This is a genomic window from Paludisphaera sp., assembly GCF_037189885.1.
Lineage (GTDB): Bacteria > Planctomycetota > Planctomycetia > Isosphaerales > Isosphaeraceae > Paludisphaera.
On sequence record NZ_JBBCIR010000049.1, the window covers coordinates 36,086 to 61,649 of the forward strand.

22 protein-coding genes are annotated in these 25,564 nt (G+C 72.5%); 17 read left to right on the forward strand and 5 right to left on the reverse strand.

Annotated features, from left to right (window positions below; all coding sequences use genetic code 11):
- The first annotated feature begins 6 nt into the window (after nucleotides 1-6).
- From WG209_RS15210 to WG209_RS15220, 3 genes are all read left to right on the forward strand, one after another.
- On the forward strand, nucleotides 7-1,290 hold the full coding sequence (locus tag WG209_RS15210; RefSeq protein ID WP_337175913.1) for a PLP-dependent aminotransferase family protein: 1,284 nt from the start codon (nucleotides 7-9) through the stop codon (nucleotides 1,288-1,290).
- Nucleotides 1,291-1,381: 91 nt separating this feature from the next.
- Nucleotides 1,382-2,593 carry an LptF/LptG family permease gene (locus tag WG209_RS15215; protein ID WP_337175914.1) on the forward strand — a complete coding sequence of 404 codons (1,212 nt, stop codon included), beginning with the start codon at nucleotides 1,382-1,384 and terminating at the stop codon, nucleotides 2,591-2,593.
- Between the two features lie 21 nt (nucleotides 2,594-2,614).
- A complete protein-coding gene (locus tag WG209_RS15220; RefSeq protein ID WP_337175915.1) occupies nucleotides 2,615-3,784 on the forward strand; it encodes an LptF/LptG family permease in 1,170 nt (389 codons plus the stop codon).
- Between the two features lie 37 nt (nucleotides 3,785-3,821).
- On the opposite strand, the gene WG209_RS15225 is transcribed toward WG209_RS15220, so the two are convergent.
- Nucleotides 3,822-4,697, reverse strand: a complete 876-nt coding sequence (locus WG209_RS15225) for a hypothetical protein (protein WP_337175916.1) — start codon at nucleotides 4,695-4,697, stop codon at nucleotides 3,822-3,824.
- Nucleotides 4,698-4,869: 172 nt separating this feature from the next.
- Here WG209_RS15225 and WG209_RS15230 point away from each other — a divergent pair, with 172 nt between their 5' ends.
- The 7 genes from WG209_RS15230 (at nucleotide 4,870) to WG209_RS15260 (ending at nucleotide 10,530) form a co-directional block, all read left to right on the forward strand.
- A complete protein-coding gene (locus tag WG209_RS15230; protein ID WP_337175917.1) occupies nucleotides 4,870-5,148 on the forward strand; it encodes a hypothetical protein in 279 nt (92 codons plus the stop codon).
- A 54-nt stretch (nucleotides 5,149-5,202) separates the two neighbouring features.
- Complete coding sequence (locus WG209_RS15235) at nucleotides 5,203-5,997, forward strand: DUF1080 domain-containing protein (RefSeq protein WP_337175918.1); 795 nt, start codon at nucleotides 5,203-5,205, stop codon at nucleotides 5,995-5,997.
- A 164-nt stretch (nucleotides 5,998-6,161) separates the two neighbouring features.
- On the forward strand, nucleotides 6,162-6,383 hold the full coding sequence (locus tag WG209_RS15240; protein WP_337175919.1) for a hypothetical protein: 222 nt from the start codon (nucleotides 6,162-6,164) through the stop codon (nucleotides 6,381-6,383).
- A gap of 23 nt (nucleotides 6,384-6,406) precedes the next feature.
- Entirely contained in the window at nucleotides 6,407-7,111 is a 705-nt protein-coding gene (locus WG209_RS15245; RefSeq protein WP_337175920.1) for a response regulator transcription factor, read from the forward strand.
- Nucleotides 7,108-8,562 carry a HAMP domain-containing sensor histidine kinase gene (locus WG209_RS15250; protein ID WP_337175921.1) on the forward strand — a complete coding sequence of 485 codons (1,455 nt, stop codon included), beginning with the start codon at nucleotides 7,108-7,110 and terminating at the stop codon, nucleotides 8,560-8,562. The genes WG209_RS15245 and WG209_RS15250 overlap by 4 nt, the downstream gene beginning before the upstream one ends.
- A gap of 85 nt (nucleotides 8,563-8,647) precedes the next feature.
- On the forward strand, nucleotides 8,648-9,505 hold the full coding sequence (locus tag WG209_RS15255) for an MIP/aquaporin family protein (protein ID WP_337175922.1): 858 nt from the start codon (nucleotides 8,648-8,650) through the stop codon (nucleotides 9,503-9,505).
- Nucleotides 9,502-10,530 (forward strand): bile acid:sodium symporter family protein, encoded by a 1,029-nt coding sequence (locus tag WG209_RS15260; RefSeq protein WP_337175923.1) that lies wholly within the window; start codon nucleotides 9,502-9,504, stop codon nucleotides 10,528-10,530. Before WG209_RS15255 ends, WG209_RS15260 begins: the two co-directional genes overlap by 4 nt.
- A 44-nt stretch (nucleotides 10,531-10,574) precedes the next feature.
- Here WG209_RS15260 and WG209_RS15265 read toward each other — a convergent pair whose 3' ends face one another.
- Nucleotides 10,575-11,996: a hypothetical protein gene (locus WG209_RS15265; RefSeq protein ID WP_337175924.1), complete on the reverse strand. Its 1,422-nt coding sequence runs from the start codon at nucleotides 11,994-11,996 to the stop codon at nucleotides 10,575-10,577.
- Between the two features lie 223 nt (nucleotides 11,997-12,219).
- Between WG209_RS15265 and WG209_RS15270 the strand changes: the two genes are divergently transcribed.
- A complete protein-coding gene (locus WG209_RS15270) occupies nucleotides 12,220-13,812 on the forward strand; it encodes a glycerol-3-phosphate dehydrogenase/oxidase (protein WP_337175925.1) in 1,593 nt (530 codons plus the stop codon).
- A gap of 144 nt (nucleotides 13,813-13,956) precedes the next feature.
- Entirely contained in the window at nucleotides 13,957-15,330 is a 1,374-nt protein-coding gene (locus WG209_RS15275; protein ID WP_337175926.1) for an arylsulfatase, read from the forward strand.
- Between the two features lie 979 nt (nucleotides 15,331-16,309).
- Here the strand turns inward: WG209_RS15275 and WG209_RS15280 are convergent.
- The 3 genes from WG209_RS15280 to WG209_RS15290 form a co-directional block, all read right to left on the reverse strand.
- Entirely contained in the window at nucleotides 16,310-18,697 is a 2,388-nt protein-coding gene (locus tag WG209_RS15280) for a TolC family protein (RefSeq protein ID WP_337175927.1), read from the reverse strand.
- A 434-nt stretch (nucleotides 18,698-19,131) separates the two neighbouring features.
- Entirely contained in the window at nucleotides 19,132-19,509 is a 378-nt protein-coding gene (locus WG209_RS15285) for an Mpo1-like protein (protein ID WP_337175928.1), read from the reverse strand.
- A 16-nt stretch (nucleotides 19,510-19,525) separates the two neighbouring features.
- Nucleotides 19,526-19,702 (reverse strand): hypothetical protein, encoded by a 177-nt coding sequence (locus tag WG209_RS15290; RefSeq protein WP_337175929.1) that lies wholly within the window; start codon nucleotides 19,700-19,702, stop codon nucleotides 19,526-19,528.
- Nucleotides 19,703-19,867: 165 nt separating this feature from the next.
- On the opposite strand from WG209_RS15290, the gene lpxK reads away from it, so the two are divergent.
- From lpxK to WG209_RS15315, 5 genes are all read left to right on the forward strand, one after another.
- Nucleotides 19,868-20,938, forward strand: a complete 1,071-nt coding sequence (gene lpxK, locus WG209_RS15295; RefSeq protein WP_337175930.1) for a tetraacyldisaccharide 4'-kinase — start codon at nucleotides 19,868-19,870, stop codon at nucleotides 20,936-20,938.
- A gap of 74 nt (nucleotides 20,939-21,012) precedes the next feature.
- Nucleotides 21,013-22,095, forward strand: coding sequence for a lipopolysaccharide heptosyltransferase II (gene waaF / locus WG209_RS15300; protein ID WP_337175931.1), 1,083 nt, complete (start codon nucleotides 21,013-21,015; stop codon nucleotides 22,093-22,095).
- Nucleotides 22,080-23,021 (forward strand): NAD-dependent epimerase/dehydratase family protein, encoded by a 942-nt coding sequence (locus tag WG209_RS15305; protein ID WP_337175932.1) that lies wholly within the window; start codon nucleotides 22,080-22,082, stop codon nucleotides 23,019-23,021. Before waaF ends, WG209_RS15305 begins: the two co-directional genes overlap by 16 nt.
- 18 nt (nucleotides 23,022-23,039) lie before the next feature.
- A complete protein-coding gene (locus tag WG209_RS15310) occupies nucleotides 23,040-24,632 on the forward strand; it encodes a glycosyltransferase family 39 protein (RefSeq protein ID WP_337175933.1) in 1,593 nt (530 codons plus the stop codon).
- Nucleotides 24,629-25,477 (forward strand): lipopolysaccharide kinase InaA family protein, encoded by an 849-nt coding sequence (locus WG209_RS15315; protein WP_337175934.1) that lies wholly within the window; start codon nucleotides 24,629-24,631, stop codon nucleotides 25,475-25,477. Before WG209_RS15310 ends, WG209_RS15315 begins: the two co-directional genes overlap by 4 nt.
- Nucleotides 25,478-25,564: the final 87 nt, after the last annotated feature.

Here is a 25,564-nt window from a genome sequence, read left to right on the forward strand (position 1 = left end):
ATCGCCATGACGCTCAAGACCACCATCAGCGCGGCCGCGGCCCGCACCGCCGCCCCCTCGATCAGCGGCCTGATGAAGCTGGCGCTGGAGCGCCCGGAGGTCGTGTCGCTGGCGGCCGGGTTCGTGGACCAGGGGTCGCTGCCGGTCGAGGCCACGGCCGACGCCGCGGCCCGGATCCTCGGCGACGAATCGGCGGGGCGCGTCGCGCTCCAGTACGGGACCACCGCCGGCGACGAGGCCCTCCGCGCGATCCTGATCGAGCGGCTGGAGGCCCAGCACGGCGTCCCTCCCGGGACGTATCGCGAAGCCGTCGGCCGCACGGTCTTGACCAACGGCTCGGCCCAGCTGATCTACCTCGTCGGCGAGGCGCTGCTGGACCCCGGCGACATCGTGATCGTGGAGTCGCCCACCTACTTCGTCTTCCTCGGCCCGCTGGAGACCCGCGGCGCGCGGGCCATCCGCGTGCCGATCGACGAGGGGGGCCTGCGGCTCGACGCGCTGGAACGGACCTTCGAGGCGATCCGCGACCGCGGCGAGCTGGGCCGGGTCAAGCTCCTTTACACGATCCCCGAGCACGCCAACCCCACCGGCATCAGCCTGGCGATCGACCGTCGCAAGCCGCTGCTGGACCTGGTCCGGCGCTGGTCGGCGGAGGCGGGGCGTCGGATCCCGATCCTGGAGGACTCGGCCTACCACGGCCTCTCGTTCGGCCCCGAGGAGGCGCCGAGCCTCTGGAGCCTGGACGAGGAGAGGGAGACGGTGATCCTCGCCCGGACGTTCAGCAAGACTTTCAGCCCCGGACTGAAGCTGGGCTACGGCGTCCTGCCGCCGAGCCTGGTCGACCCGGTGCTGGCGCTCAAGGGGAACCACGACTTCGGCACGGCGAACCTGTGCCAGAAGCTCGCGCGGATGGTCCTGGCCGACGGGGAGTACGACCGCCAGGTCGCCCGCCTGAAGGAGGTGTACGCCCGCAAGGCCGCCGCCTTCCTGGAGGCGATCGACGCCCACTTCGGGCCGATGCGCGACCGCGTGGCATGGACCCGCCCCCGCGGCGGCCTGTACGTCTGGATGACGCTGCCGGAGGGGGTCGACACGGGGTTCGACGGCCCGCTGTTCCGGCGCTGCCTGGACGAGGGGGTCATCTACGTCCCGGGCGAGTTCGCATTCGCCCCGGAGCCGACGCCGCCGCCGAGGAACCACATGCGGCTGACCTTCGGCGTCCCCGACGAGGCCGCGCTGGCCGAGGGGGCGCGGCGGCTGGCCGCGGCCGTCCGGGCGACGATCGAGTAGCGGGGCGACGACGAGGCCGAGGGGCGCAAGGACGCGCGATCGAAGGGGCCCTTCCCCAGGGGGCATGGACGCTGGGCCGGGAGGTCTCGCCTTGGGAATCCTGCAACGCTACGTCTGGTGGGAGGTCTCCCGCGCCTTCGCGATGGCGCTGGTGGCCATGACCGGCATCTTCGTGCTGTTCATGGTGGCCGCGCAGGCGATGGGGAGCCGCATGCTCTCCCCTCGCGACGTGTTGACGCTGGTCCCCTACATCATCCCCAGCACCCTCCCCTACACCACGCCCGTCTCGCTGCTGTTCGCCGTGACGGTCGTCTACGGGCGGATCGCCGGCGACAACGAGGTCGTCGCCGTGAAGGCGGCCGGCCTCAGCGTCATGACGGTCATCTGGCCGACCATCGTCCTCGGCGGCGCGGTCTCGGCCACGCTCTGGTACATGAGCCGGACGTGGATCCCGGCGAGCGCCCACGAGGCCAAGATGGTGCTGTTCCGCGACATGGAGGACGTCGTCTACAAGTTCCTCAAGCGGGACAAGCAGATGACCCTGCCGCGCAGCCCCATCTCCATCAAGGTGAAGGACGTGGAGGGCCGACTCCTCATCCGGCCGACGTTCTGGAAGAAGGGCCCCGGCGAGACCATCGCCACGACCATCCAGGCCAAGACGGCCCGGCTCCACTTCGACACCGAGGGGAAGAAGATCGTCGTGGCGCTGGAGGAGGGGGTGGTCCAGAACCACGGCGTCGGCGAGGAGGTCGCCATCCTGCCCAACGGGGTCGAGTCGTTCGAGTTCCCGCTGCCCGACGGGCCGGAGGACCGGGCCTTCGCGCTGAAGACCGTGCAGGAGTACACCAACGCCGAGCTGGAGGAGAAGATGGCCGAGGCCCGCCGCCACCTGGCGCTCGACCGCAAGCGCGAGGCGATCGCCGCGGGGCTCCTCTTCGGCGCCGGCAAGATCGACGAGGTGAAGTGGGGCGACGTCAAGGACGCGTTCTTCAACCACGCCGAGTACCGCAAGCGCAGCAACGAGTTCGAGACCGAGAAGCAGCTCCGGACGTCGATGGCCTTCGGCAGCCTGCTGTTCGTCGTCCTGGGCGCGCCGGTCGGCATCCGCTTCGCCAAGCGCGACTTCCTCAGCGCGTTCATGACCTGCTTCCTGCCGATCATCGGGCTGTATTATCCGCTGATGCTGCTGGGCATCAACATGGGCAAGGAAGGGGCGATGCCCCCGTACCAGGCGCTCTGGATCAGCAACCTGGTGCTGGCGCTGCTGGCCGGCTGGGTGTATCCGCGGATCATCAAGTATTGATCGAAGCCGGGGGGGCTCGTCGTGCGAATCCTGGATCGCCAGCGGTACTGGGCCTTCGGCAAGGCCTATCTGACCTGCTACATCTCGTTCGTCGGGCTGTGGGTGGTGCTGGACGCCTTCTCGAACGTCGACGAGTTCACCAAGCGCACGGTGGGCTTCGGGCAGCTCGCCGCGGCGATGGGGCAGTACTACCTCGTCCGCCAGGCCGAGTACTTCGACCGCCTGGGGGGCGTCATCGGCATGATGGCGGCCATCTTCACCGTCACCTGGATGCAGCGCGCCAACGAGCAGCTGGCGATGCTGGCGGCGGGGGTCAGCACGAACCGGATGATCCGGCCGGTGGTGATCTCGACGGCGATGGTGAGCCTGCTGTCGGTCGCGAACCAGGAGGCGGTGATCCCGCGGTTCGCCGAGGATTTGCAGAAGAACCACTCCGACGACGGCGCCTCGGCGGTGAGGGTCCAGACCAAGCCGGCCGACCATCGCGGCCTGATCTTCTCCGGCGTGGAGGCCGACCGCGCCCGCAGGACGATCCTGAAGCGGTTCACCGTCACCATCCCCGCGGAGATCTACGGGTCGATCCGCAACATCGAGGGGAGCGAGGCCGTCTACATCCCCGAGTCGGCCGGCCGCGTCCCCCTGCGCGGCGGATGGCTGGTCCGCGCGGCGCGGATCTCCCCCGGCGACCTGGACGAGTTGACCGACCCCGACGGCCTGGTCGTGAAGGTGACCGACGTCTCCGGGTTCCCCCCGCCGGTGGGGGACGAGGCCAAGACGGCCGGCGACGCCGTCTTCGTGCGGACCTCCGCGACGTTCGACATGATGGTCCGCAAGACCGGCTGGTTCCAGTACGGCACCATGGCCGACCTGTTCCGCGGCCTGGTCGACCCGGCCACCGACCGCTACGACCGCGCGGACATCGAGATCCTGATCCACTCGCGCGTCCTGCGCCCGGTCCTGTCGCTGACGCTGATGTTCATGACCCTGCCGCTGGTCCTCGGCGGCTTCGGCAGGAACATGTTCGTGAACCTGGGCCTGGCGATGGGGAATTCCGCCCTGTTCTACGGCGGCAACATCATCTGCCTGCACCTCGGCTCCGCCGAGATCCTCTCCCCCGCCCTCGCCGCCTGGCTCCCCGTGTTCATCTTCGGCGTCCTGGCCACCCACCGCTGGTCGCAAATCCGGACGTGATCGACCGAGCGGCTCCACGGCCCCCGACCGGGGGCCGTCAGGATCGTCGACCGCGACGGGGAGCGGCCCCCGAGCCTCGCCCGGGCGGGCGGTCGAGCCAGGTCGATTTCGCCAGCCGGGCCACGCCGCCCCCCTCGCCGACGAGGATCAGGTCGCCGCCGTCCCACGTCACGCCCTCGTAGTGGCCGCCCTTTTCAAGGCGGACCTCGGCGATCATGCGGAGGTTGTCCCACGACGGCGGCGAGGGGCGCTCGTAGACCCGGACCACGTCGACCCCGCAGGCGACGAACAGCCGTCCCCCGGGGGCGAGGTCGGCGCCGGTGACGGGTTCCGGGAAGCCCGGGAGCACGCCGACCTTCTCCGGCCTCGCGGGGCTCGTCACCGGCGACGGCGGGTTGATCGGGACCGCGCGCAGGTCGGGATCGCGGCCGTCGAGCCGCTTCACGACGATCACGGCGCGGTCGCCGTCGATGGCCAGGCCCTCGGCGTCGAACCGGTCGCCGGGCTCGCGGGCGTAGTACGTCGTGGCGGTCGGCCGCAGCGGGCCCGCCGGCGGGGCCGCCGGGTCGGGCTCTTCGAAGCGATGGAGGGCGCGAACGCGCAGGATGCCCAGGTTGTCGCCGATGTCGCCGACGTAAATCCCGCCGCGATCGTCGGCCGCCGCGTCCTCCCAGTCGAGGTGCATGACGGCCGCGTCGAACGCGCGGAGGACCCGCCCGCGACGGTCGATCGCGAACAGGACGGGCCGGTTGCCGGAATCGTTGTGGACCCAGAAGACCCCCTGCCGGGCGCGACTCCGCGCGACGCCCGACGCCTCCGGGATGAGCCGGGCGTCGAAGGTCCCGAGCGGTTCGGGGCGCACGCGCGCCCCGTCCGGGGCTAGGAGAAGGCAGGCGAGCAGCAGCGGCGTCATGGGGCGATCACCTTTCGTCCGGGGGCCTCCCATCCTAACAGCGACCGGCCCCGGCTTGCGACGCCCCGACCGCCGGGTCAAACTGGGCGAGGAAAGTCGACGTCGGCGTCGCGCGACCGCCGTCGGCCGGCCCCCGCCCCGGATATCACGCCTCGCGCCTCGGCCTCCCCTGATGGAAACTCCGCTCATCCGCCCCGGCGCGGTACAAGGCCCGGACTCGCCGCTCCAACTGGTCGTCCACTTCGACGACGCCGCCGGCGGCAACCTGGCCGTCCAGATGCTGCACGCGCTGGGCGTCCCCGGCGACCGCGTCGGCGTCGTCGACCCCGACCGCATGGAGCGACGCCGCGGCATGATCCTGACCGTCCCCTGCCCCGACGAAGCCACCCTCGACCGCGCCGAGGACCTCTGCCGCAAGCTAGGCGGCCGGGTCCATCGGCGGGAAGGGTGAAGGCGGGCCGTCCCTCGACCGACCGCGAATCCCCCTCACCTGAAAGGCCGCCCCATGCCCACGACCCGAACGGCCCTCGTCCTCTCGGCGCTGATGATGATCGCGACGCCCGCGATCGCGGACGACCCGGCCCCCCTGCTGAAGTTCAACGGCAAGGATCTCGACGGCTTCTACACCTATCTTCACAACAACAAGTATGAAGACCCCGACGGCGTCTTCACGGTGGTCGACGGCGAGATCCGCGTCTCGGGCAAGGAGCTGGGCGGGTTCATCACCCGGGGCGAGTACGAGAACTACCGGCTGATCGTCGAGTGGCGATGGACGGGCGAGACCCACCCGCCGCGCGACAAGGCCGCGCGCGACTCCGGCATCCTGCTCCACTGCGTCGGCGCCGACGACGCCTACGGCGGGCACTGGATGCAGTCGATGGAGTGCCAGCTCATCGAGGGGGGCTCCGGCGACTTCATCGTGGTGTCGATCAAGGGGGGCGAGGACCTCCGCCTCAGCAGCCGCGTCCGCAAGGGGGACGACGGCCAGTGGTACTTCACCCCCGACGGCTCCGGCGAGCTTCGCGAGTTCGACTCGGGCCGGATCAACTGGTGGGGCCGCGACCCGGCGTGGAAGGACGTGGTCGGCGTGCGCGGGCCGAAGGACGTCGAGAAGCCCGTCGGCGAGTGGAACACGATGGAGGTCGTCTGCGACGGCGACACCATCACCAACATCCTCAACGGCGAGGTCGTCAACGTCGGCCTCAACTCCACCCTCACCAAGGGGAAGATCACCTTCCAGTCGGAGTTCGCCGGGGTCGCCTTCCGGCGGATCGAGATCCTCCCCCTGCCGGGGAAATGAGCCGCCGACGCCCGGCGCCGGCCGGGTCATTCGATCGGCATGAGGAGGACTTTATGACGGCGTAACGGCCGTCTAATGAAAGCGGCCTACCCTTCCTGACGTCCGGCGCGGCGACGTGATTCGCCCCCGGGCGTCTCGTTCCGCGCGATCAGGAGGGGAGAGCCATGAGCACCGCCGCGTTCGCCCTGCTGTTCCTGCCGGCCTGCATGGCCGTCCCCGCCGGGCTCGCCGTGGGCGTGGTCGCGGAGGCCCTGATCGAGCGGATCGGCCGCGCCCTCGCGCGGCCGGGCGTCGTCGAGGCGGGCCGTCGCGCCGTCGCCGCGGGCCGGGCCGTCCGCCTGGCCGCCGAGCCCGCCCCCTGGATGCCCGGGCGGCCGGGCCGGTAGAATGCCCCATGAAGGGGGATGGCATGGCGATCCGAATCCTGGTGGTCGAGGACGACGAGACGATCGCGGCGTCCCTGGTCCGGGGGCTCCGCGAGGAAGGCTTCACCGTCGAGCGCGAGGCCGACGGCGAGGGCGCCTGGCACGCGCTGAAGGCGGGGGGCTGGGACGTCGTGGTGCTCGACTGGTGGCTGCCGTCGCAGGACGGGCTGTCCATCCTCAAGCGGCTTCGCGAGCGCGACCACGAGACCCCGGTGCTGATCCTCACGGCGCGCGACTCGGTGCCGGATCGCGTCAAGGGGCTCAACAGCGGCGCCGACGACTACCTCTGCAAGCCGTTCTCCTTCGACGAGCTGCTGGCGCGGGTCCACGCGCTGGTCCGCCGCCGCGAGGGTCGCGGGGGGGGCACCCGGCTGGGCTACGCCGACGTCGAGGTCGATCTGGCCACCCAGCGCGTGACGCGGGTCGGCAAGGCGATCGACCTGACGGCCAAGGAGTACGCGCTGCTGGCCTACTTCGTCCGCAACCCGGACCAGGTGCTCTCGCGCACGCGGATCTACGAGCACGTCTGGGACGAGCGGTACGACGGGCTTTCGAACACGCTGGAGGTCCACGTCTTCGAGCTGCGGCGGAAGCTCGAGGCGTTCGGCGAGCGGATGATCCACACGCTCCGCGGCCGGGGCTATTCGTTCGGGCGGCCGCCGGGATCCGCGCCGGAGGACGAGCCGTGAGCCTGGCCTCTCGCCTGCTGCTCTACTTCCTGGGGACGCTCGCGGGCATCCTGGTCGTCTTCTCGGCGACGATGTACGGATTGGGCTGGACCTACCTGCACCACCGCCTGGACTCCCGGCTGGAGAAGACGCTGGCGGTGCTGGAGGCGGCCGTCCACTTCGAGCCCGACGGGCTGGAGTGGAAGCCGCGCGAGCGACGGCTCAACATCGGCGTCGACCACGGCATCGACGAGATCCGATGGGCCATCCGCGACAAGGCCGGAGAGCTGGTGGACCGCTCGGCGAACTGGGCCGGCGGCGAGGGGGAGCCGGCCCCCGCCGCGACCTGGACCGCGGGGAGGAACGCCCACGTCGAGTACGGCGACGCCGGCGACTGGCGGCAGGCGCGGAGCCGGCTGATCCTCTCGGAGATGGTCCACCCCCGGAAGGCCCCCCCCCCGGACGACCTGGACGACGACGAGTACGACGAGCTGACGCTGATCGCCGCGCTGTCGCGCGAGCCGGTCGACGCGAGCATCGCCTGGCTGGGGATGGCGCTGGGCGTGGCCTCCCTGGCCACCTGGCTGCTCTGCGCGGCGATCGGCCGCCGGCTCTGCCGCCGGGCGCTGGGGCCGATCACCGCCCTGGCGGACTCGGCGCGGGAGAAGGCGCGGGCCGACGACGAGGACGTCCTCCCCGTCCCGGAGACGGGGGACGAGCTGGAGGAGCTGGGCCGGTCGTTCAACGCGCTGCTGGACCGGCGTCGCGAGGCGCTGGAGCGTCAGCGGCGGTTCTCCGGCGACGCCTCGCACCAGCTCCGGACGCCCATCGCCGGGGTCCTCAGCCTGATCGACGTGGTGCGCCGCCGCCCCCGCCCGGCCGAGGACTACGAGCAGGCGCTCGACCAGGTGCGGGCCGAGGCCGTGCGGCTCCACCGGATCGTCGAGTCGCTGCTGTTCCTCGCCCGCGCCGAGTCCGAGGCCGAGCCGCTCAGCCACGAGCCGATCGACCTGGTCGCCTGGCTCCCCGGCCTGCTGCTCCGCTGGGAGGGGCGGCCGCGGGCCGCCGACCTGCGGTTCGTGGCCGAGTCGACGTCGGCCTGGGCCCGCGTCCACCCGCCGCTCCTGGCCCAGGCGGTCGAGAACCTGGTGGACAACGCCCTGAAATACAGCGAGCCCGGCTCGCCCGTCACCGTCCGGCTCCGCCGCGAGCCCGGCGCGTCGGCGGTGTCGGTGGAGGACCGGGGCTGCGGCCTGACCGGGGAGGAGCGCGAGGCCGCCTTCGAGCCCTTCTACCAGTCTCCCCGCGCCCGGCTGCTGGGCCGGGGGGGCGTCGGCCTGGGGCTCTCGGTCGTCCGCCGGGTCGTCCGGGCCTCGCGCGGGACGATCCAGGTGGAGAGCGCCCCCGGCGCCGGCTCGCGCTTCACCATCCGGCTGCCGGAGGCCCCCGCCCCGGAGCCGGTCCTCGCCTGACGGCGCGCGGACTCCTTGCGGCCCCCGCGCGCCGCCGCCAGAATGGGGGCTCCTCCCCCCCATCCGACATGCGAGGTGCCCCAAGGTGAGCGTCGAACACCCCCCCCTGGCGAAGCGCTGCGTGGCCGAATTCGCGGGCACCGGCATCCTCATCTTCATGGGCCTCGGCGTCGTGATGACGTCGATCCTGACCGGCGCGCAGAGCGGGCTCTGGCAGGTGGCGATCGTCTGGGGCATCGGCGTGGCGGTCGCGGTCTACACGGTGATCGGCGTCAGCGGGGGGCACATCAACCCGGCCATCACCGTCGCCCTGGCCTTCTGGCGCAAGCACCCCTGGCGCGAGGTCGTCCCCTACGTCCTGGCGCAACTCGCCGGGGCGTTCGTCGCCGCGGCCCTCCTGTTCGTGATCTTCAACCCCTTCCTCAAGGCCCGAGAGGTCGAGAAGGGGATCGAGCGCGGGGCGCCCGGCAGCGAGATCACGGCGATGTGCTTCGGCGAGTTCTTCCCCAGCCCGGGGCCGCTTTCGAACTCGCCGGGCCGGTACTCGGTGGACGAGCACGCGAAGCTCAACGCGCTGGTCTCCGAGCAGTCGGCGTTCCTGGCGGAGCTGCTGGCGACCATGGTGCTGGCGATCGTGATCGCGGCCGTGCTCGACGCCCGCAACCCCGGCGCCCCGACGCCCGGCATGGGGCCGGCGTTCATCGGGCTGACGGTCGCGGGGCTGGTGTCGATCTTCGGCCCGGTGACGCAGGCGTGCTTCAACCCGGCGCGCGACGTGGGGCCGCGGGCCTTCTCGATGCTCGCCGGCTGGGGGACGGCCGCCCTCCCCCGCGGCACGGGGGCCGTCACGGTCTACGTCCTGGCGCCGATCCTCGGCGCGATCATCGGCATGGGCCTGTACGACCGCGTCCTGAAGTCGCCCGGGCCGAGGGAGGCCGAGTGAGGCTCGCGTTCATCCCCAGGCGGGTCGACTGGTTCCTGTCGGGCATGCTCGTCGCGGTCGGGCTGGCGATCCTGTTCCCCGATCCCGGCGCGGCCGGCGGCTGGATGCAGCCGAAGCTGCTGACCAAGGGGGGGGTCGCCCTGATCTTCTTCCTCCACGGCGTCGCGATGTCGTTCGCCGCGATGAGGGACGGGGCGTCGCGGTGGCGGCTCCACCTGCTGGCGCAGTCGGCCACCTTCCTCCTCTTCCCGGCGCTCGGGCTGATGCTGATGGCCCTGGCGGGGGGCGCCGTCACGGGGACGCTGCGCACGGGCTTCTTCTACCTCTGCGCCCTGCCGTCGACCGTCTCCTCGTCCGTGGCGATGACCGCGGCGGCGCGGGGGAACGTGCCGGCGGCCGTCTTCAACGCCACGCTCTCCAGCCTGATCGGGGTCGTCGTCACGCCCGCGCTGATGGCGTGGTACCTGGAGGCCGCCACCGAGGGGGGGCAGTCGCTCGGCGCGGTGATCCTGGATCTGATGCTGTGGCTGGTGCTGCCGCTGGTCGTGGGCCAGGTCTCGCGACGATGGCTGGCGGGATGGGCGTCGCGGAACAAGAAGACCATCAACGTGGTCGACAAGGGGACGATCCTGCTCCTCGTCTACACGTCGTTCTGCGACTCGGTGAAGATGGGGATCTGGGGCGGCCACATGGGGGACGCCGCGTGGGCGCTGCTCGGCAGCGTGATCCTGTTCGTCCTGGTGATGGCCGTGGTGGGGGGCGCGAGCGACCTGATGGGCTTCGCGCGGGAGGACCGGATCGCGGCGATCTTCTGCGGGTCGAAGAAGACGCTGGCCTCCGGGGTGCCGATGGCCGCGATCATGTTCGGCGACACCCCCGACTTGGGGATCATCCTGCTGCCGATCATGATCTATCACCCCTTCCAGCTCATCGTCTGCGGCGTGCTGGCGGAGCGATGGGGCCGGCGGGCGACCGCCTCGCCCGGCGTCCCCCCCGCCGTGGGGGGGGAGGGCGTCCGGGGCTGACGCCGAGGCCGAGGCCGGGATCGGGCGTCGGCCTCGAACCCGGCTCACTTGCCGGCGACGGAGGGGGCGGCCGGCTCGGGGTCGGCGACGACGCGGCCGATCAGCTCGAATTCGAGCTTGCGGTTGAACGGCAGCTTCAACTCCAGGGGCTTCAGCGGCACGAGGAACTGCGCGCTCTGGAACGGGCCGGCGAGCAGGTTCGTGGAGATCAGGCCGCCCAGCGAATCCAGCGCCGGGAGCCCCTTCAGGGCCGGGGGGATGAACGACGACCGGATCGCGCTCGGCTCGGCCTTCGGCGGCTCGGGCTTGGCGGGCGCGGTCTCCTTCGGCTCCGGGGCCTTCGGGGCGTCGGCCGGCGCGGGGGCGGCGGCATCGTCGGCGACGGGCTCGGCGTCGGGCTTGTGCCGGGTCTGGGGGGTGGGCCGAGGCTCGGCGGACTCGTCGGAGACCGTCGCGGCGTGGGCCTCGTCCTCGGGGACGATCGGGGCCGGCGCGGGGGTGCCGTCGGGGTGGATCGGCTGCGGCAGCACGCGCTCGGGGAGCCTGGGGAGGGCCGCCGCCGTGCGCGGGACGTCGACCGGGACCGGGGGGGCCGGCGGGGGGATCTCGTGGACGTCCGGGTCGAGCGCGGCCGGGGCGTCGGCGTCGTCGGCGACCTCCGCGGCGATCACGGCCAGGCGCTCGCGGACGACGGCCTTCCCCTCGGCGTCGGCGACGGTGTGCGGGCCGAAGCCGACGACCAGGACCTCGCCGTCGGGGATCAGCCACTCGCCGGCCGCGGAGGCCCGGCCGACCTCGGGGATGCGCGTCGGGTCGCCCGCGGCCCAGCCGACCTTGACGGCCTTGGCGTCGGCCTTGCACTCGACCGCGCGGCCGCCGGCCTGCCAGCCGGAACCCGAGGCGTCGATCTGCGGGCTGGCGTCGGCGTCCATCGAGGCCGTGACGGTCACGGTGAACTTGGCCCCGGCGTCCCTGAGGTTGGCCTTGCCGAACTCGATCGGGCGCCGGCTCGCGACCTCGTGCACGGCGCGGACGTCGACGTCCTCGACGACGATCCGGGCCAGCACCCCCTGGTCGAGCTTGCGGCCGACGACCGTGGCGGTCAGCCCCTCGCGGACGTGCTCGACGACCGGCCTCGGCGTCCCATCCTTCCCCTTCCAGACGACCCGCGTGACGAACTCGCGGGGCTTGCGGGTGGTGACGTGGACCGGCTCGTCGGCGGGGCCCGCCGCCTCGGTCGCGGCGACGGCTTCGGGGGAGACGCCGGCGAGGAAGCCGTCGGGGGCGGTCCAGACGCTGACGGAGCCGTGCTGGGCGACCGGCCGCAAGCCGGCCTCGCGCCAGGAGAGGCCCTTCACCTCGACCGTCTTGAAGCGGTAGGTGATTTGCGGCCCGGCTTCACGCGCCGCGGCCGCCGGCGCCGAAGCGACCAGGGCCACGGCCAGCCATCCCAGTGATACGCCCATGCGACGACCTCCGTTTCGACTCATCGATCCCTCGTCGGCGCGCCCGATCCGTCCGGGGCGACGCGGCGCGGATCATACGGTTGTCGCGGGGGGCGGTCAATCGCGGCTCCCGGCCGAAATCGCGCCACACTTGAGGAATTCCGCCGCCGTAGGACAATGGACCGACGCGGGCACCGGGACGACCGTCGCCGCCGAGGCCCGCCGGTCACTCGCTGGGATGGTCATGACGCCGAACACGTTGTCGCGCCGGGAGAATCTGGCCCGCGTCCGGTCCGGGGCGGAGTGGGACCTCGTCGTCGTCGGCGGGGGGGCGACCGGGCTGGGGACGGCCGTCGACGCCGCCGCCCGGGGCTACCGCGTCCTGGTCCTGGACGCGCTCGATTTCGCCCACGGCACCTCGAGCCGCAGCACGAAGCTGGTCCACGGCGGGGTCCGCTACCTCGCCCAGGGGAACGTCCCGCTGGTCCGCGAGGCCCTCCGCGAGCGCGGGCTGCTGGCCCGCAACGCCCCCCACCTCGTCCACGCCCGCGACTTCATCGTCCCCGCCTACCGCTTCGCCCAGCTCCCGTTCTACGGGGTCGGCCTCTGGATGTACGACCGGCTCGCCGGGAAGCTGAGCCTGGGGCGTTCGCGATGGCTCGGGCGCGACGAGGTGATCGAGCGGATCCCGACGATCCGCCGCGACGGCCTCCGCGGCGGCATCCTCTACACCGACGGCCAGTTCGACGACGCCCGCCTCGCCGTGGCGCTGGCCCGCACGGCCGTCGAGCTGGGGGCCTCGGCGCTGAACCACTGCGCGGTCGTCGGGATCCTGAAGGAGCTGGGGAAGGTGTCGGGCGTCCGGGCCCGCGACGCCGAGACGGGGGAGGAATTCGAGATCCGCGCGAAGGCCGTGGTCAACGCCACCGGGGTCCACGCCGACGCCATCCGTCGGCTCGACCAGCCCGACGCCTCGCCGATGCTGGCCCCGAGCCAGGGGGCGCACGTCGTGCTGGACCGCTCGTTCCTGCCGGGCGACGCCGCCGTGATGGTCCCGAAGACCGACGACGGCCGCGTCCTGTTCGCGATCCCCTGGCACGGCCGGGCGCTCATCGGCACCACGGACGTCCCCCTCGCCTCGATCCCCCGCGAGCCCCGGCCGCTCGACGAGGAGGTCGCGTTCCTCCTGGAGCACGCCGGCCGCTACCTGGCGAAGGCCCCGACCCGGGCCGACGTCAAGAGCCAGTTCGCCGGCCTCCGCCCGCTCATCAACGCCGAGGCCGGGAGGGGGGGCCAGACCAAGAAGCTCTCGCGCGAGCACGCCGTGGTCGTCTCCGACGCCGGCCTCGTCACCGTCACCGGGGGCAAGTGGACCACCTACCGCGTCATGGCCAGCGACGCCGTCGAGCAGGCCGCCGAGGTCGCCGGGCTCCCCCGCCGGCGCTGCGCCACCGAATCGCTCCACCTCCACGGCTGGACCGACCGCCCCGCCGGCGGCGAGGAAACGCTCGCGCTCTACGGCTCCGACCTGGCCGGGATCGAGGCCCTTGTCGCCGAGTCCCCCGACCTGGGCCGCCCGCTCCACCCCTCGCTTCCTTATATAGAGGCCGAGGTCGTCTGGGCCGCCCGCCACGAGGCCGCGAGGACCGTCGAGGACGTCCTCGCCCGCCGCGCCCGCGCCCTGTTCCTGGACGCCCGCGCCTGCGTCGAGTGCGCCCCCCGCGTCGCCGAGATCATGGCCGCCGAACTCGGCGCCGACGACGCCTGGAAGGAACGCCAGGTCGCCGACTTCCGCGCCCTGGCCGCGACCTACCTGCCCAAAGGCACCGAGGCGTGACATGCCGAGACGCCTCTTGGCCCGCCATTCACCCGCGGCCGGAAACATCATCCGCGACACTCCCTGTCGTCCGCGGGGTTCCATGCAGTAGAATCCCGTGCAAGCCGATAGACTTTGGCGACAATGGCGTTCGAGGGACGAATCATGCGGTTGACGTGGACGAGCGTGGGCCTGTGGCTTGGGGTCGCGATCCTGGGGGCCCCGCCGGCGCGGGGCGAGGAGGCGCCGAGGCCGAACATCGTGATGATCCTGGCCGACGACCTGGGCTGGGGGGATGTCGGCTGGCATGGGTCGGAGATCAAGACGCCGAACCTCGACCGGCTGGCCGAGTCGGGGGCGAAGCTGGAGCGGTTCTACGTCCAGCCGGTCTGCTCGCCAACCCGCGCGGCGTTCCTCACCGGCCGCTACCCGATGCGGACCGGCCTGCAAGTGGGGGTCGTCCGGCCTTGGGCGCAATACGGGCTGCCGCTGGACGAGCGGACGCTCCCCCAGGGGCTCAAGGAGGCCGGGTATGACACGGCCATCGTGGGCAAGTGGCACCTGGGGCACTTCCGCCCCGAGTACCTGCCGACCCGTCGCGGGTTCGACCGCCAGTACGGCCATTTCAACGGGGCCATCGACTACTTCACCCACGACCGCGACGGCGGCCATGACTGGCACCGCGACGACAAGGAGAGCCGCGACGAGGGCTACTCCACCCATCTGATCGCCCAGGAGGCCGCCCGGGTCATCGCCGAGCGGGACGCCGCCCGGCCGCTGTTCCTCTACGTCCCGTTCAACGCCGTCCACGCCCCGCATCAGGTCCCGGCCAGGTACAAGGCGCCTTACAAGGATCTCCCCGAGCCGCGACGGAGCTACGCCGGGATGACCGCCGCGCTGGACGAGGCCGTCGGTACGATCGCCGAGGCCATCGACGCCGCGGGCCTGCGCGAGGACACGCTGATCGTCTTCTCCAGCGACAACGGGGGGCCGAATCCGGGCACGGTCTCCAGCAACGGCCCGCTCCGGGGTGCGAAGGGGTCGCTGTTCGAGGGGGGGACGCGCGTCGCCGCGTTCGCGACCTGGCCCGGCCGCATCCCGGCCGGGACGACGGTCGACGCCCCGCTGCACATCGCCGACCTCTACCCGACGTTCCTCAAGCTCGCCGGCGCGACGCTCGAGCAGCCGAAGCCGCTCGACGGCCGCGACGCCTGGGAGGCCATCGCCGCGGGCGGCCCCCCGCCCCGTGACGAGATCCTGCTCAACGCCACCCCGGGGGGCGGGGCGATCCGCGTCGGGGTCTGGAAGCTGATCCTCCAGCGCCCCGATCGGGACGCCGGCTCCCCCCGCGCGCTCCTGTTCAATCTGGCCGAGGATCCGAACGAGCGCGACGACCTCGCCGCCGACCGCCCGGAGAAGGTCGCCGAGTTGAAGGCCCGCTACGACGCCCTCGCCGCCGAGGCCGTCCCGCCCCAGGTCAGCGGCGGCACCCCACCCGCCGGCTACCGCGCCCCTCGCGTCTGGGGCCAGGCGGACTGACTCGAATGTTGGCTTCGTTCGTCATCGCGGTCACTCGCGATGACGAACGCAAGTCCTGAAATATTCCGTGCCTTGCGTCAGATTCGCGTTGGCTTCGTTCGTCGAATTCGAAGTGGTCTCGCGAGACCCCTTCGAACCCCGGCCCCGCGCCGCGCCCGCCTCCGTCATCCCAGCGCCCGAGTCGCCGCGGGTTTGGCTTCGTTCGTCGTCCCCGCGCGGGACCATGTCGCGCCGAAGCTGCTTTGCATTCGGCATTTGCGCCGAAATCACGTTGGCTTCGTTCGTCGTTTTCGAAGTGGTTTCGCGTGGCGATCCCGGTCGCGGCGAGACCGAGTGTTCGTCGGTGCTCCCGCCGCCCCGCGATACCCCTGGCCCGCGCCACAAAAGATGAGGGCCACCGGCCCGATGATGTCCCCTCTCCCCCCGGGAGAGGGTAGCCGCGTCTGCGGCGGGTGAGGGTCGCCGGAGTGCGGAACCGCCTTCGGTCGCGCGATTATCAACTGGTGCTATCTCTACCGTCCGGCGACCCTCACCCGGCCCTTCGGGCCACCCTCTCCCGGGGGGAGAGGGGACGCGCGTTTCACGCTCGCCATCGATGGGGCGCGGGTGCCCGGCCGGCCTCGCGACGCGCGATTCTCGCTTGCCGTCGCTGGCGCGCGGAACCTCGGACGGTCTTCGCAAAGCGCGTTGTAGGCTCGTCGTTCGTGCCGCGCGGGCCTTCGATTTGGCTCCGGGACGCCCCTCCTCGTCTTCGGTAAGCGCGCGGGATCTCCCTGTTCTCTTCACCGCCGTCGAATTTCCAAGGATCAAGGGACTCGAACGCGGGGATGATCCGCGGGGCTCGCGGCGGGATTTCAGGTTTTTCCGCGATCGGGCCGGATTTCGAGAAAACCCCCGCGCCGGGAATGGCGAAAGGCCGAGGCGGGGGGCCTCGGCCTTTCGGGATGGTCGGACTTCATCCGTTCGTCGCTCTGGAACGTCAGGGGAGCGGCGGCAGGTCGACGGCCGGGGGAAGCTCCGGGAGTTCCTCGGCTTCGGGGAGCACCGGGAGCGGCGAGGGCGCGTCGGTCGCCGGGAGCGGCGGGAGCGCGTCGGTCGCCGGGGGCGCCGGCTTGGGCTCCGGGGCCGGGGCCGTCGCCGGGGCCGGGGCCGGGGCGGCCGCCGGGGGCTGGCCGCCGGCGGTCTGGACGTCGGCGTCGGCGGGGGGCGTCTGGGAGAGGATCGGGGCCTCGCCGGCGGGCCGGGCCGGGGGCGCCGGGGTCGGCGGGGGGCCCAGCGGGCCGATCGGGGCGGGCATCGCCGGGAGCGAGCGGCCTCCGTCGACGTTGGGGGGCTCGTGCGGCTCGACGGGGTCGGGCGTGGCCGGGCCGGAGACGCGATCGGGGTACATCGGGCCGTCCTGGCCGATGGGGAGCTGCTTGTGGGCGTCCTGGATGTCGCGGGCCTGGGCGTAGGCCTTGCGGGGGTTGGGGCCCTCGGCCACGGCGATGTTGTTGTAGGCCAGCAGCGTCCCCTTCGCTTCTTCCAGGGCGACGATCGAGATGTTGTAGGTCGTCTTGTACTGGGCCTCCAGCGCGACGGCCTGGGCGTACTGGCTGACGGCGTCGAGGAAGCGGTCGATGGTGATCCGGCCTTCCTCGTAGTAGGCCCGCTGGGCGGCCAGGCGCTCGGCGGCGGCGGCCCGGAGCCGCGAGGCGGTCTTGAACTGCTTGTAGTTGGCGTCGACTTCCAGGAAGAACCGGTGCAGCGAGTGGACCGTCTGGTGGATGATCTGCTGGAGGAACGCCCGCTGCCGCAGCAGGGTGTACTGGGCCTGCCGCGTCACGGCCAGGGGGTTCCGCATGCCGATCGGCGCCTGGAACGTGAAGCCGACCTGCCACGTCCGGAAGTTGTTGTACAACCCGGGGTTGCCCGCGATGCCGGCGGCCCGCTGCTGGGCGGCGACGACCGGCTCGATCGCCTTGATCGAGGCGCCGGTCATGACGGCCTCGGCGTCGTCCAGGTTCTGGCCGAAGCCGTTGAACTGGTAGAGCAGGTTCAGGCTGAGCTGCGGCAGGAGCTGGTTCCGGGCCACGAGGAGCTGGAGCTCGGCGATGCGGACCAGGAGCTGCGACTGCACGATGTCGGGCTGGAAGGTGACCATCTGGGCGAGGCTGGAATCCCAGTCGGGCTCCAGGCGGGCCTCGGTCGGCGGCGTGACCGGGATGATGCGGCGGTTGTCGGCCGGGGGGAGCCCCAGGATGTTGCGGAGCTGGCGCTCGGTGGTGACGACGTCGGCGGTGCGGGTGACCAGGTCGAGGTTGAACTGCTCCATCCGCTGCTGGGCCTCGGCGACGTCGGCGACGGTCCCCTTGCCCACGACCAGCTCGGCCTGCTCGCGGTTGACGATCTCGCGGGCCAGCTCGACGGCCTTCTCGGCGGCCCAGAGCTGGACGTGCTGCTGGGCGAGGGCCCAGTACTGCTGCTCGATCGAGCGGACCTGGGCCATGATCTCGGCCTTGAACCGCCAGACGGCGGCGTCGGCGTTGAGCCGGGCGACGACGATCGGGGCGCGGTTGGCCTCCAGGCCCACGAGCGGCCCGGCCTGCTGGCCCGGCATCGGGGCGGAGCCCAGCAACGGCTGGCTCAGCGAGAGCTGGAGGTTCGTGGTGTACGCCGACGGGTAGACCAGGAACGTGCTGTTCTGGTACAGCCAGTTGACGTTGTGCACGATGCCCAGCTGGGCGCCGGTGGCCGTCCGCTTCTGGAGGCCGACCTGGAACTGCGCCGAGTCCTGCACCGAGATGACCGGCGTCCGCAGGCCGCCGAGCTGGAACGTGCCGCCCTGGATGGCGTTGTTGAACGGCTGGGTGTTCTTGCCCCAGGTCATGTTGGTGATGAACCCGGTGTCGAAGACGCTGAGCGCCTGGGCGATCTGCGTCTCCTGGATGGCCGGGTCGTACACCGTCTGGAGCGTCCCGGCGCCCAGCGAGCTGGCGACGCCGGCGCCGGCGCCGATGTTCAAGGGGGTGGGCTCGAAGCCGCCGACCGGGATGCCCTGGGCGCCGAAGGAGATGACGCGGACGACCTCGGAGTTGTCCAGGCCGATCCGGATGGCCTCCTGGAGGGTCATCGGCCAGATCTGCTCGGCCTCGGGGTCGTTGGTGGTGCGCGGCTTGGCGATCTTGGGGATCGGCAGGGCGGTCTGGCTGGACAGGAATTCCGCCTGCTGGACCTCCTTGTCCTCGAGGGCCATCTTCCCCAGGGTGTCGTGGGGGACGGACTTGGACTGGTCGATGTAGGGGATTCTCTGGCAACCGGCGGAACTCATCCAGGCCGCCAGCACGGCCACATGAGCCCATCGGTTCCCGCGTAAGGTCAATCGCATGGCCAGCCGTCCTTGACTAAGATCGCCATGTGACGCGTAACCCGAGCGTGGGGCCACGCCGCGCCATCCTTGGCTTGGCTTCACGGGGCGTTTCGCCCACGACTCGACTGCCGCCGTCGCATTCGTCGGGCCGACTCGGTCGCGACCCTTGTCCAACATCCGCGAGACCGGCCGCGAGAGAAGTGCGTGGGCCGGCCCGCCTTTCCGATTTGTCGATCGCTCGCCGACCCACTCCGGTCGACCGCGCCCCGACGCCTCGGATATCCGCCGAGGATCGGGCTGTCGAAGGGTATCGGTCGTCCGGGCTCCGCCGCTTGAGGCGATGGCGGGGAATTTACCGATCGTCCGGGATCTGCTCCAGGGGAAAAAGCGCGCGGCCGGGGCGGTTCCTCCGGGAATCCGGCCCCCGCGACGTGCAAAGGGGACGAGAAAGCTCAAGGGCTTCCCGAGGCGTCCGCCGATTCTCCGGCCGCGTCGGCCGTCGGCGCGGGCGTCGTCCCGCCGTACGGGCCGCGGCCCGGCGGGAATTCCACGTAGGGGACGCCGAACAGCCGCTTGAAGTAGATGACCTCGCCCGGGTCGGTCCCTTCCAGGTAATGCCCGGCGAACTGGAGGGCGAACCCGGCCACGAACATCCCCACCGCCGTCGCGAAGACGGGGAACGACGCCTGGAAGACGTACACCGCCAGCAGGAGCGCCCCCAGGATCGTGAACGGGATCCCGACCATGTGCAGCACGAAGCAGATCGCCCCGCGATGCCGCTGCAGCCAGTGGACGACCAGGGGATGCGGATTCTCGGGCGGCGCGATCATTCGGCGATCTCTCCATTCAGGCGAAGTCGCATCCCATGGTATCCTCGGCCGTCGCCGCGCGGAACGGGCGAGGGGGGAGCATCGCCGCGCGGGACGGCGAGGCCATGAATCGTCCCCTCTCCCCCCGGGAGAGGGTGGCCCGGAGGGCCGGGTGAGGGTGGGTCGCCGGGCTGTAGAGATAGCGGCGGTCCATGGTATCCCGCCCCGACGCCTCGCCCGCGCTCCGACGACCCTCACCCGCCGCTGGCGCGGCTGCCCTCTCCCGGGGGGAGAGGGGACGCGCGTTCCACGCTCGATCACCCTCCGAGACGAGATGGGTCGCCCTAGGCTCATCTCGCATACCACAAGGACTTCCCGCGTGCCGCCGATCTCCCCCGAAACCTACCTGAAGCTGGTTCGCGGCGAGTCGCGCGGGCCGCTGGCGGCGCTGGCGCGGGCCGGACTGTCGCTGGGCGCGATCGGCTACGGCGTCGGCGTGGGGCTGCGCAACCGGCGGTTCGACCGCGGCGTGGACGTCCATCGCGCGGCGGTCCCGGTCGTCTCGGTCGGCAACCTGACGCTGGGGGGGACGGGCAAGACGCCCATGGTCGAGCGGCTGGCCCGGTGGTATCGCGAGCGAAACGTCCGCGTCTGCCTCCTCAGCCGGGGCTACGGCGGGGCCGACGCCGTCAACGACGAGGCGCTCGTCCTGGAGGAGAACCTGCCCGACGTCCCCCACCTCCAGGGCCCCGACCGCGTCCGGCTGGCCGAGATCGCCGTGAACGAGCTGGAGTCCGAGCTGCTCATCCTGGACGACGGCTTCCAGCACCGCCGGCTCGCCCGCGACCTGGACGTCGTGCTGCTGGACGCGCTCGGCCCCTTCGGCCTGGGCCGCCTCTTCCCGCGCGGGCTGCTGCGCGAGCCGGCCTCGTCGCTGCGGCGGGCGGGGGTCGTGGTGGTGACGCGCGCGGACCTCGTCCCGGACGACCGCCGCGCCGAGATCCGCGACCAGGCGCGCCGTCACGCCCCGGACGCGCCGATCCTGGAGGCTCGCCACACCCCGCGCGACCTCGTCGACGGCGACGGCGAGTCGTCCCCGCTCGACGGCCTGGCCGGCCGGGCGGTCGCGGCGTTCTGCGGGATCGGCAACCCGGAGGGCTTCCGCCGGACGCTGGAGGGGCTGGGCTGCCGCGTCGTCGACCTCCGCCCCTTCCCCGACCATCACCCCTACTCCGCCGACGACGTGGCCGACCTCGCCCGCTGGGCCGACTCCGCCGGCGCGGAACTCGTCTTGACCACGCAGAAGGATCTGGTGAAACTCCGCGTCTCGAACCTCGGGGACGCGCCCCTCCGCGCGCTCCGGATCGGCCTGGACATCCTGGGAGACGCCCGCCCGCTGGAAGGCCCGCTGGCCGCGCTGCTCCCGGATCGGCCGACGCCGGGCGACTGACGGGGCCGCCGAGCGCGAGACTCGACCGCCGGCAAGGAAGCCGGCCGGAACGCCAGGGAAGGGCTCGGCCCCGAATGAACGTCGTCGTCTTCTGCCCCAGCCTCATCGGCGACACCGTCATGGCGACGCCGACCTTCCGCGCCCTGCGGCGGAGGTTCCCCGAGGGCAGGCTGACCGCCGTCATCCGGCCCAACGTCGCGCCGGTCCTCGACGGGCTCGACTGGTTCGACGCGATCATCCCCTTCCACCCCAAGGCGAAGGACCCCGAGCACCGGGCCCGAGCCCTGATCCGACGCCTCCGGGCCGATCGCCCCGACGCGGCCGTGCTGCTGCCGAACTCGATGCGCACGGCCCTGATCTCGCGACTCGCCGGGATCCCCAGGCGCGTCGGCTACGACCGCTACGCCCGCGGCTGGCTGCTGACCGACCGCCTGCCGCCCCCCCGCGACGCCCGCGGGAAGCTGGTCCCCTCCCCCATCGTCGACTATTACCTGGAACTCGCCCGCGCCCTGGGCTGCCCCGGCACCGGCTCGCGACTGGAACTGGCCACGACCCCCGCCGACGAGGCCGAGGCCGACGAGGCCCTGGCGGCGCTCGGCGTGGACGCGTCCGACGGCCTGGTCTGCCTCAACAATGGCGGCGCGTTCGGCCCGGCGAAGGCGTGGCCGAACGAGCATTTCGGCGAGTTGGCCCGGCGGATCGCCGAGGAATGCGGCGCGGCCGTGGTCGTCCTCTGCGGCCCGGCGGAGCGCGAGGAATCGCGCCGGATCGCCGAACTCGCCGGGCACCCCCGCGTCGTCAGCCTGGCCGACCGGCGGCTGAGCCTGGGGCTCTCCAAGGCGATCGTCCGCCGGTCCGACCTGATGGTGACGACCGATTCCGGCCCGCGCCACTTCGCCGCGGCGTTCAACACCCCGGTCGTCTCGCTGTTCGGCCCGACCTGGATCCAGTGGACCCGGACGAACCAGCCGAACGCCGTCCACCTGTACCGCCCCGTCCCCTGCGGCCCCTGCCAGCGCCCGACCTGCCGCATGGGACACCACGACTGCATGAGGAAGCTGGACCCCGACCGCGTCTTCGAAGCCTCGCGCCGGCTGCTGTCCGGCCGGCGAAACCATCGATCGACCACCAAGGAGGCGGCATGGCGACCTGGATGATCACGGGCGCGAACGGCTGGCTAGGGGGCCACGTCCTGGACGCGCTGACCCGGGACGTCGCGGAGGGGGACCGGATCGTGGTCCTGGGGCGGAACCGCCCGCGCTCGCCGCGCGGGGCGCTGTTCGTCTCGGCCGACCTGCTGGACCCCGACGCGCTCGGCCGGGCGGCGCGGGACGTGGCGCCGGATTACGTCGTCCACGCGGCCGGCAAGACGCCGCCGGCCGGCGACGTCGAGCTGTTCGACGCCAACTTCTGGGGGACCGACCGGCTCCTCTCCGCGCTGCGGTCGACCGGCAGGCCGGCGCGGGTGGTCGTGGCCGGCTCGGCCGCCGAGGTGGGGCCCGTCGCGGCCGCCGACCTGCCGATCACCGAGGAGCGTCCCTGCCGGCCGACGACCGCCTACGGCCGGGCCAAGCTGATGGCGACCCGCTCCGCGCTGGCGGGGCGAGGGCCGCTGGAGGTGACGGTCGGGCGGGTGTTCAACCTCATCGGCCCCGGGATGCCGGAGTCGCTGGCGTTCGGCCGGTTCGCCGCGACGCTGGCCGAGCCCACCGCCGACCCGGCGCGGATCCTCGCCGGCCGTCTCGACGCCCGCCGCGACTTCGTCGACGTCCGCGACGCCGCCGCCGCGCTGATCGCGCTGGCGACGCGCGGCAAGGCGGGCCGCGTCTACAACGTGGCCTCCGGGGAGTCCCGCCCGGTCCAGGAGGGGCTCGACCGGCTGGTCGCCCTGAGCGGCCGCGCGGCCGTCGTCGTCGCCGACCCGGGGGCGATCCGCCGGGGCGAGATCGACGACTCCCGCGCCAGCGTCGACCGGATCGCGGGCGAGACCGGCTGGCGGCCGACGACCTCGTTCGAGCGCTCGCTGCGGGATCTGTGGGAGTCCGCGGCGCCGGAACGGCGCCCGCTGTCGCGGACCGCCTGAGGGCGGGAGGAGGGACGGGTGTCGCATCGTCGATGGCTCCTGGGCGTCGCGGCCTTCGCGGCGGTCCTCCACGTCGCGGGGATCGCCCGCACGCTGGTCCCCGCGCAGGACGGGCTGAAGTTCCTCGCCGCCGCGAAGCGGTTCCAGTCGGGGCCGTGGCTCGACGCGATCCGGGGCGCCGATCAGCATCCGCTCTACCCCGCGCTCGTCGCGGCCGCCGAGCCGGTCGTCTCCGCGGCGATCGGGCCCGGCCCCGACGCCTGGCGGGTCGCGGCGCAGGGGGTGTCGGCGGTCGCGTCGATCCTGCTCCTGTTCCCGCTGTTCGCGCTCGCCCGCGCGATCTTCGACGAGCGCGTCGCGCTGGTCGCCGTCCTCGTGTACGTCCTGCTCCCGCTCCCCGCGGAGGTCGGCCGCGACGTGCTGGCGAACGCGGTGGGGCTCGCGGGCATGTTCGCCTGCCTGTGGCTCGGGGCGAGGGCGATCGGGCTCGACTGCTGGAAGCACGCGACGGCGGCCGGGCTGGTCGGCGGGCTGGCGTACACGGCGCGGCCCGAGGCGATCCTCGCGCCGATGGGGGTCGGCCTGGCGCTCGGCTGGAACCTTCTGAGGACGCGCGGCGTCCGGTCGCTGGCGACCGCCCCGCTGCTGCCGGCGCTGGGGCTCTCGGCCCTGGCGTGCGTCGGCGGGTACGCGCTGGCGAAGGGGCAGGTCTCGGAGAAGCTGGCGATCCGCCACGCGGCCGGGCTGGGCTCCCAGATCAAGGTCCTGCGATCGGTCCCCCAGCCGCTGCCGAAGGGGCTGGAATCCGCGGGGCTGGACCTCTCCCCGAAGGAGGAGTCCGACCACGAGTCGCTGGCCGGGCCGGTCGCCGCGCTCGGCGAGCTGGGCCGCCGCTGGTGGGACGGCATGTGCTGGGGCTTCGCGATCATGGCCGTCTGGGGGCTGGCCCGACGCCGGTTCATCCAGGGTTCGAGCGGGCGCGCCGGCGCCGGCGGGGCCGAGCTGCTGACGCTCGCCGCGTTCGTCGCCGTGTACGTCGCCGCGGTGGTCATGAACGGATCGAAGCTGGGATACATATCGAGCCGCCACGCGCTGCCGCTGGTCGCGGCCTCGACGATCTTCGCCGGGGCCGGGATCGTCGTCTGCCTGCGACGCCTGGGGCCGAGGGTGCCGATCTCGCCGCGCGCCTGGCGCGGGGCGATCGTCGCGGGGACGGTGGTCGTGGCGACGGGGATGTCGATCTACCAGGTCCGCGAGAGCCACGAGAGCCGTCGCGGGCACTGGCTGGCCGGGCGCTGGCTGGCGGAGAACGCCGGGCCGGGCGAGCGGATCCTGGACACGCGCGGCTGGGCGCGATTCGTCGCCGGTCGCGAGGACGGCTACGGTCCCTGGCACGTCCGCCAGGCGCTGACCGACCGCGGGCTGTCGTACGTCGTGATCGGCCGGGACGAGCTGGAGGCGAAGAGCCGCCGGGCGGAGAGCCTGGGGGCGCTGCTGGCCTTCGCCGCCGAGCCGGCGCGGGACTTCCCCGTGGTGGTGGACGGTCGCGACGTGGGGACGCGGGTCTTCCGCGTGAGGCAGCCGATCTCCTGGGAGGGCTTCCGGCCGTGAGCATCAAGGCCCTCTGGAATCGCCTGACGCGCGGGTCGCGGTGGTCGTGGATCGACGACCGCTATCGCGACGCGCTCCCGCCCGACTTCGACGCCGCCGTGATGACGATCGAGAGCCGCGACCGCCTGCACGCCAAGCAAGGGCGGTCGACGGCCCGGTTCGTCTTCCACCGGAACGAGCGGCGGGTGTCGGTCTACCTCAAGCGGCACTTCCGCCTCCCCTGGCCCGCGCGGGTCGCGGCGACGGTGAACCCGGCCGGCCGGCACTCGCCGGGGGCGGCCGAGTGGGCGCACCTGGAGCGCGCTCGGGCGCTGGGGGTGGCGGTGCCTGAGGTGGTCGCCGTCGGGGAGCGCATCGGCCCCTGGGGGGGGCTGCAAAGCTACCTGGCCGTCGCCGAGCTGCCCGGCCGCGAGCTGAACGAGATCCTCCCCGGCCTGCGCGACTCGCTGGGGCCCGAGGCGTTCGCGGCGCTCAAGCGTCGGATCGTCCCCGAGATGGCCCGCATGGCCGCGGCGCTGCACCGGGCCAGGGTCTTCCATAAGGATTTGTACCTCTGCCACTTCTTCCTGGACCTGGAGAGGCTGGCCCGCGATCCCCGCGACGTGGCGCTGACGCTCATCGACCTCCACCGCCTGAGCGAGCATCGCCTGTTCGCCGACCGCTGGCGCTGGAAGGACCTGGGCCAACTGCTGTTCTCCATCGAGGGGGTCGGGGGGGTCGAGCCCCGCGACGTCCTCCGGTTCTGGAAGCACTACAAGCGCGAGGCCGCCCCGAGGCGCCCCGACTGGCACGCGCGGATGATCCGGCTGAAGGCGGCGCGGTATTCGGACCACAACCGGCGTTGAATGACGGAGGGGATCTCAACGCGAACGGTCTTCCCCCCTGGAGGGGGAAGACAGACCGCGAAGCGGTCAGATGAGGGGGAGCTTGCC

Excerpts from the sequence above, each read along its gene's own strand:
- WG209_RS15210 (WP_337175913.1), top strand. The coding sequence starts at position 7 with ATGACGCTCAAGACCACCATCAGCGCGGCCGCGGCCCGCACCGCCGCC.
- WG209_RS15225 (WP_337175916.1), bottom strand. The coding sequence starts at position 4,697 with ATGACGCCGCTGCTGCTCGCCTGCCTTCTCCTAGCCCCGGACGGGGCG.
- WG209_RS15230 (WP_337175917.1), top strand. The coding sequence starts at position 4,870 with ATGGAAACTCCGCTCATCCGCCCCGGCGCGGTACAAGGCCCGGACTCG.
- WG209_RS15235 (WP_337175918.1), top strand. The coding sequence starts at position 5,203 with ATGCCCACGACCCGAACGGCCCTCGTCCTCTCGGCGCTGATGATGATC.
- WG209_RS15240 (WP_337175919.1), top strand. The coding sequence starts at position 6,162 with ATGAGCACCGCCGCGTTCGCCCTGCTGTTCCTGCCGGCCTGCATGGCC.
- WG209_RS15245 (WP_337175920.1), top strand. The coding sequence starts at position 6,407 with ATGGCGATCCGAATCCTGGTGGTCGAGGACGACGAGACGATCGCGGCG.
- WG209_RS15265 (WP_337175924.1), bottom strand. The coding sequence starts at position 11,996 with ATGGGCGTATCACTGGGATGGCTGGCCGTGGCCCTGGTCGCTTCGGCG.
- WG209_RS15270 (WP_337175925.1), top strand. The coding sequence starts at position 12,220 with ATGACGCCGAACACGTTGTCGCGCCGGGAGAATCTGGCCCGCGTCCGG.
- WG209_RS15275 (WP_337175926.1), top strand. The coding sequence starts at position 13,957 with ATGCGGTTGACGTGGACGAGCGTGGGCCTGTGGCTTGGGGTCGCGATC.
- WG209_RS15280 (WP_337175927.1), bottom strand. The coding sequence starts at position 18,697 with ATGCGATTGACCTTACGCGGGAACCGATGGGCTCATGTGGCCGTGCTG.
- WG209_RS15285 (WP_337175928.1), bottom strand. The coding sequence starts at position 19,509 with ATGATCGCGCCGCCCGAGAATCCGCATCCCCTGGTCGTCCACTGGCTG.
- WG209_RS15290 (WP_337175929.1), bottom strand. The coding sequence starts at position 19,702 with ATGGACCGCCGCTATCTCTACAGCCCGGCGACCCACCCTCACCCGGCC.
- waaF (WP_337175931.1), top strand. The coding sequence starts at position 21,013 with ATGAACGTCGTCGTCTTCTGCCCCAGCCTCATCGGCGACACCGTCATG.
- WG209_RS15305 (WP_337175932.1), top strand. The coding sequence starts at position 22,080 with ATGGCGACCTGGATGATCACGGGCGCGAACGGCTGGCTAGGGGGCCAC.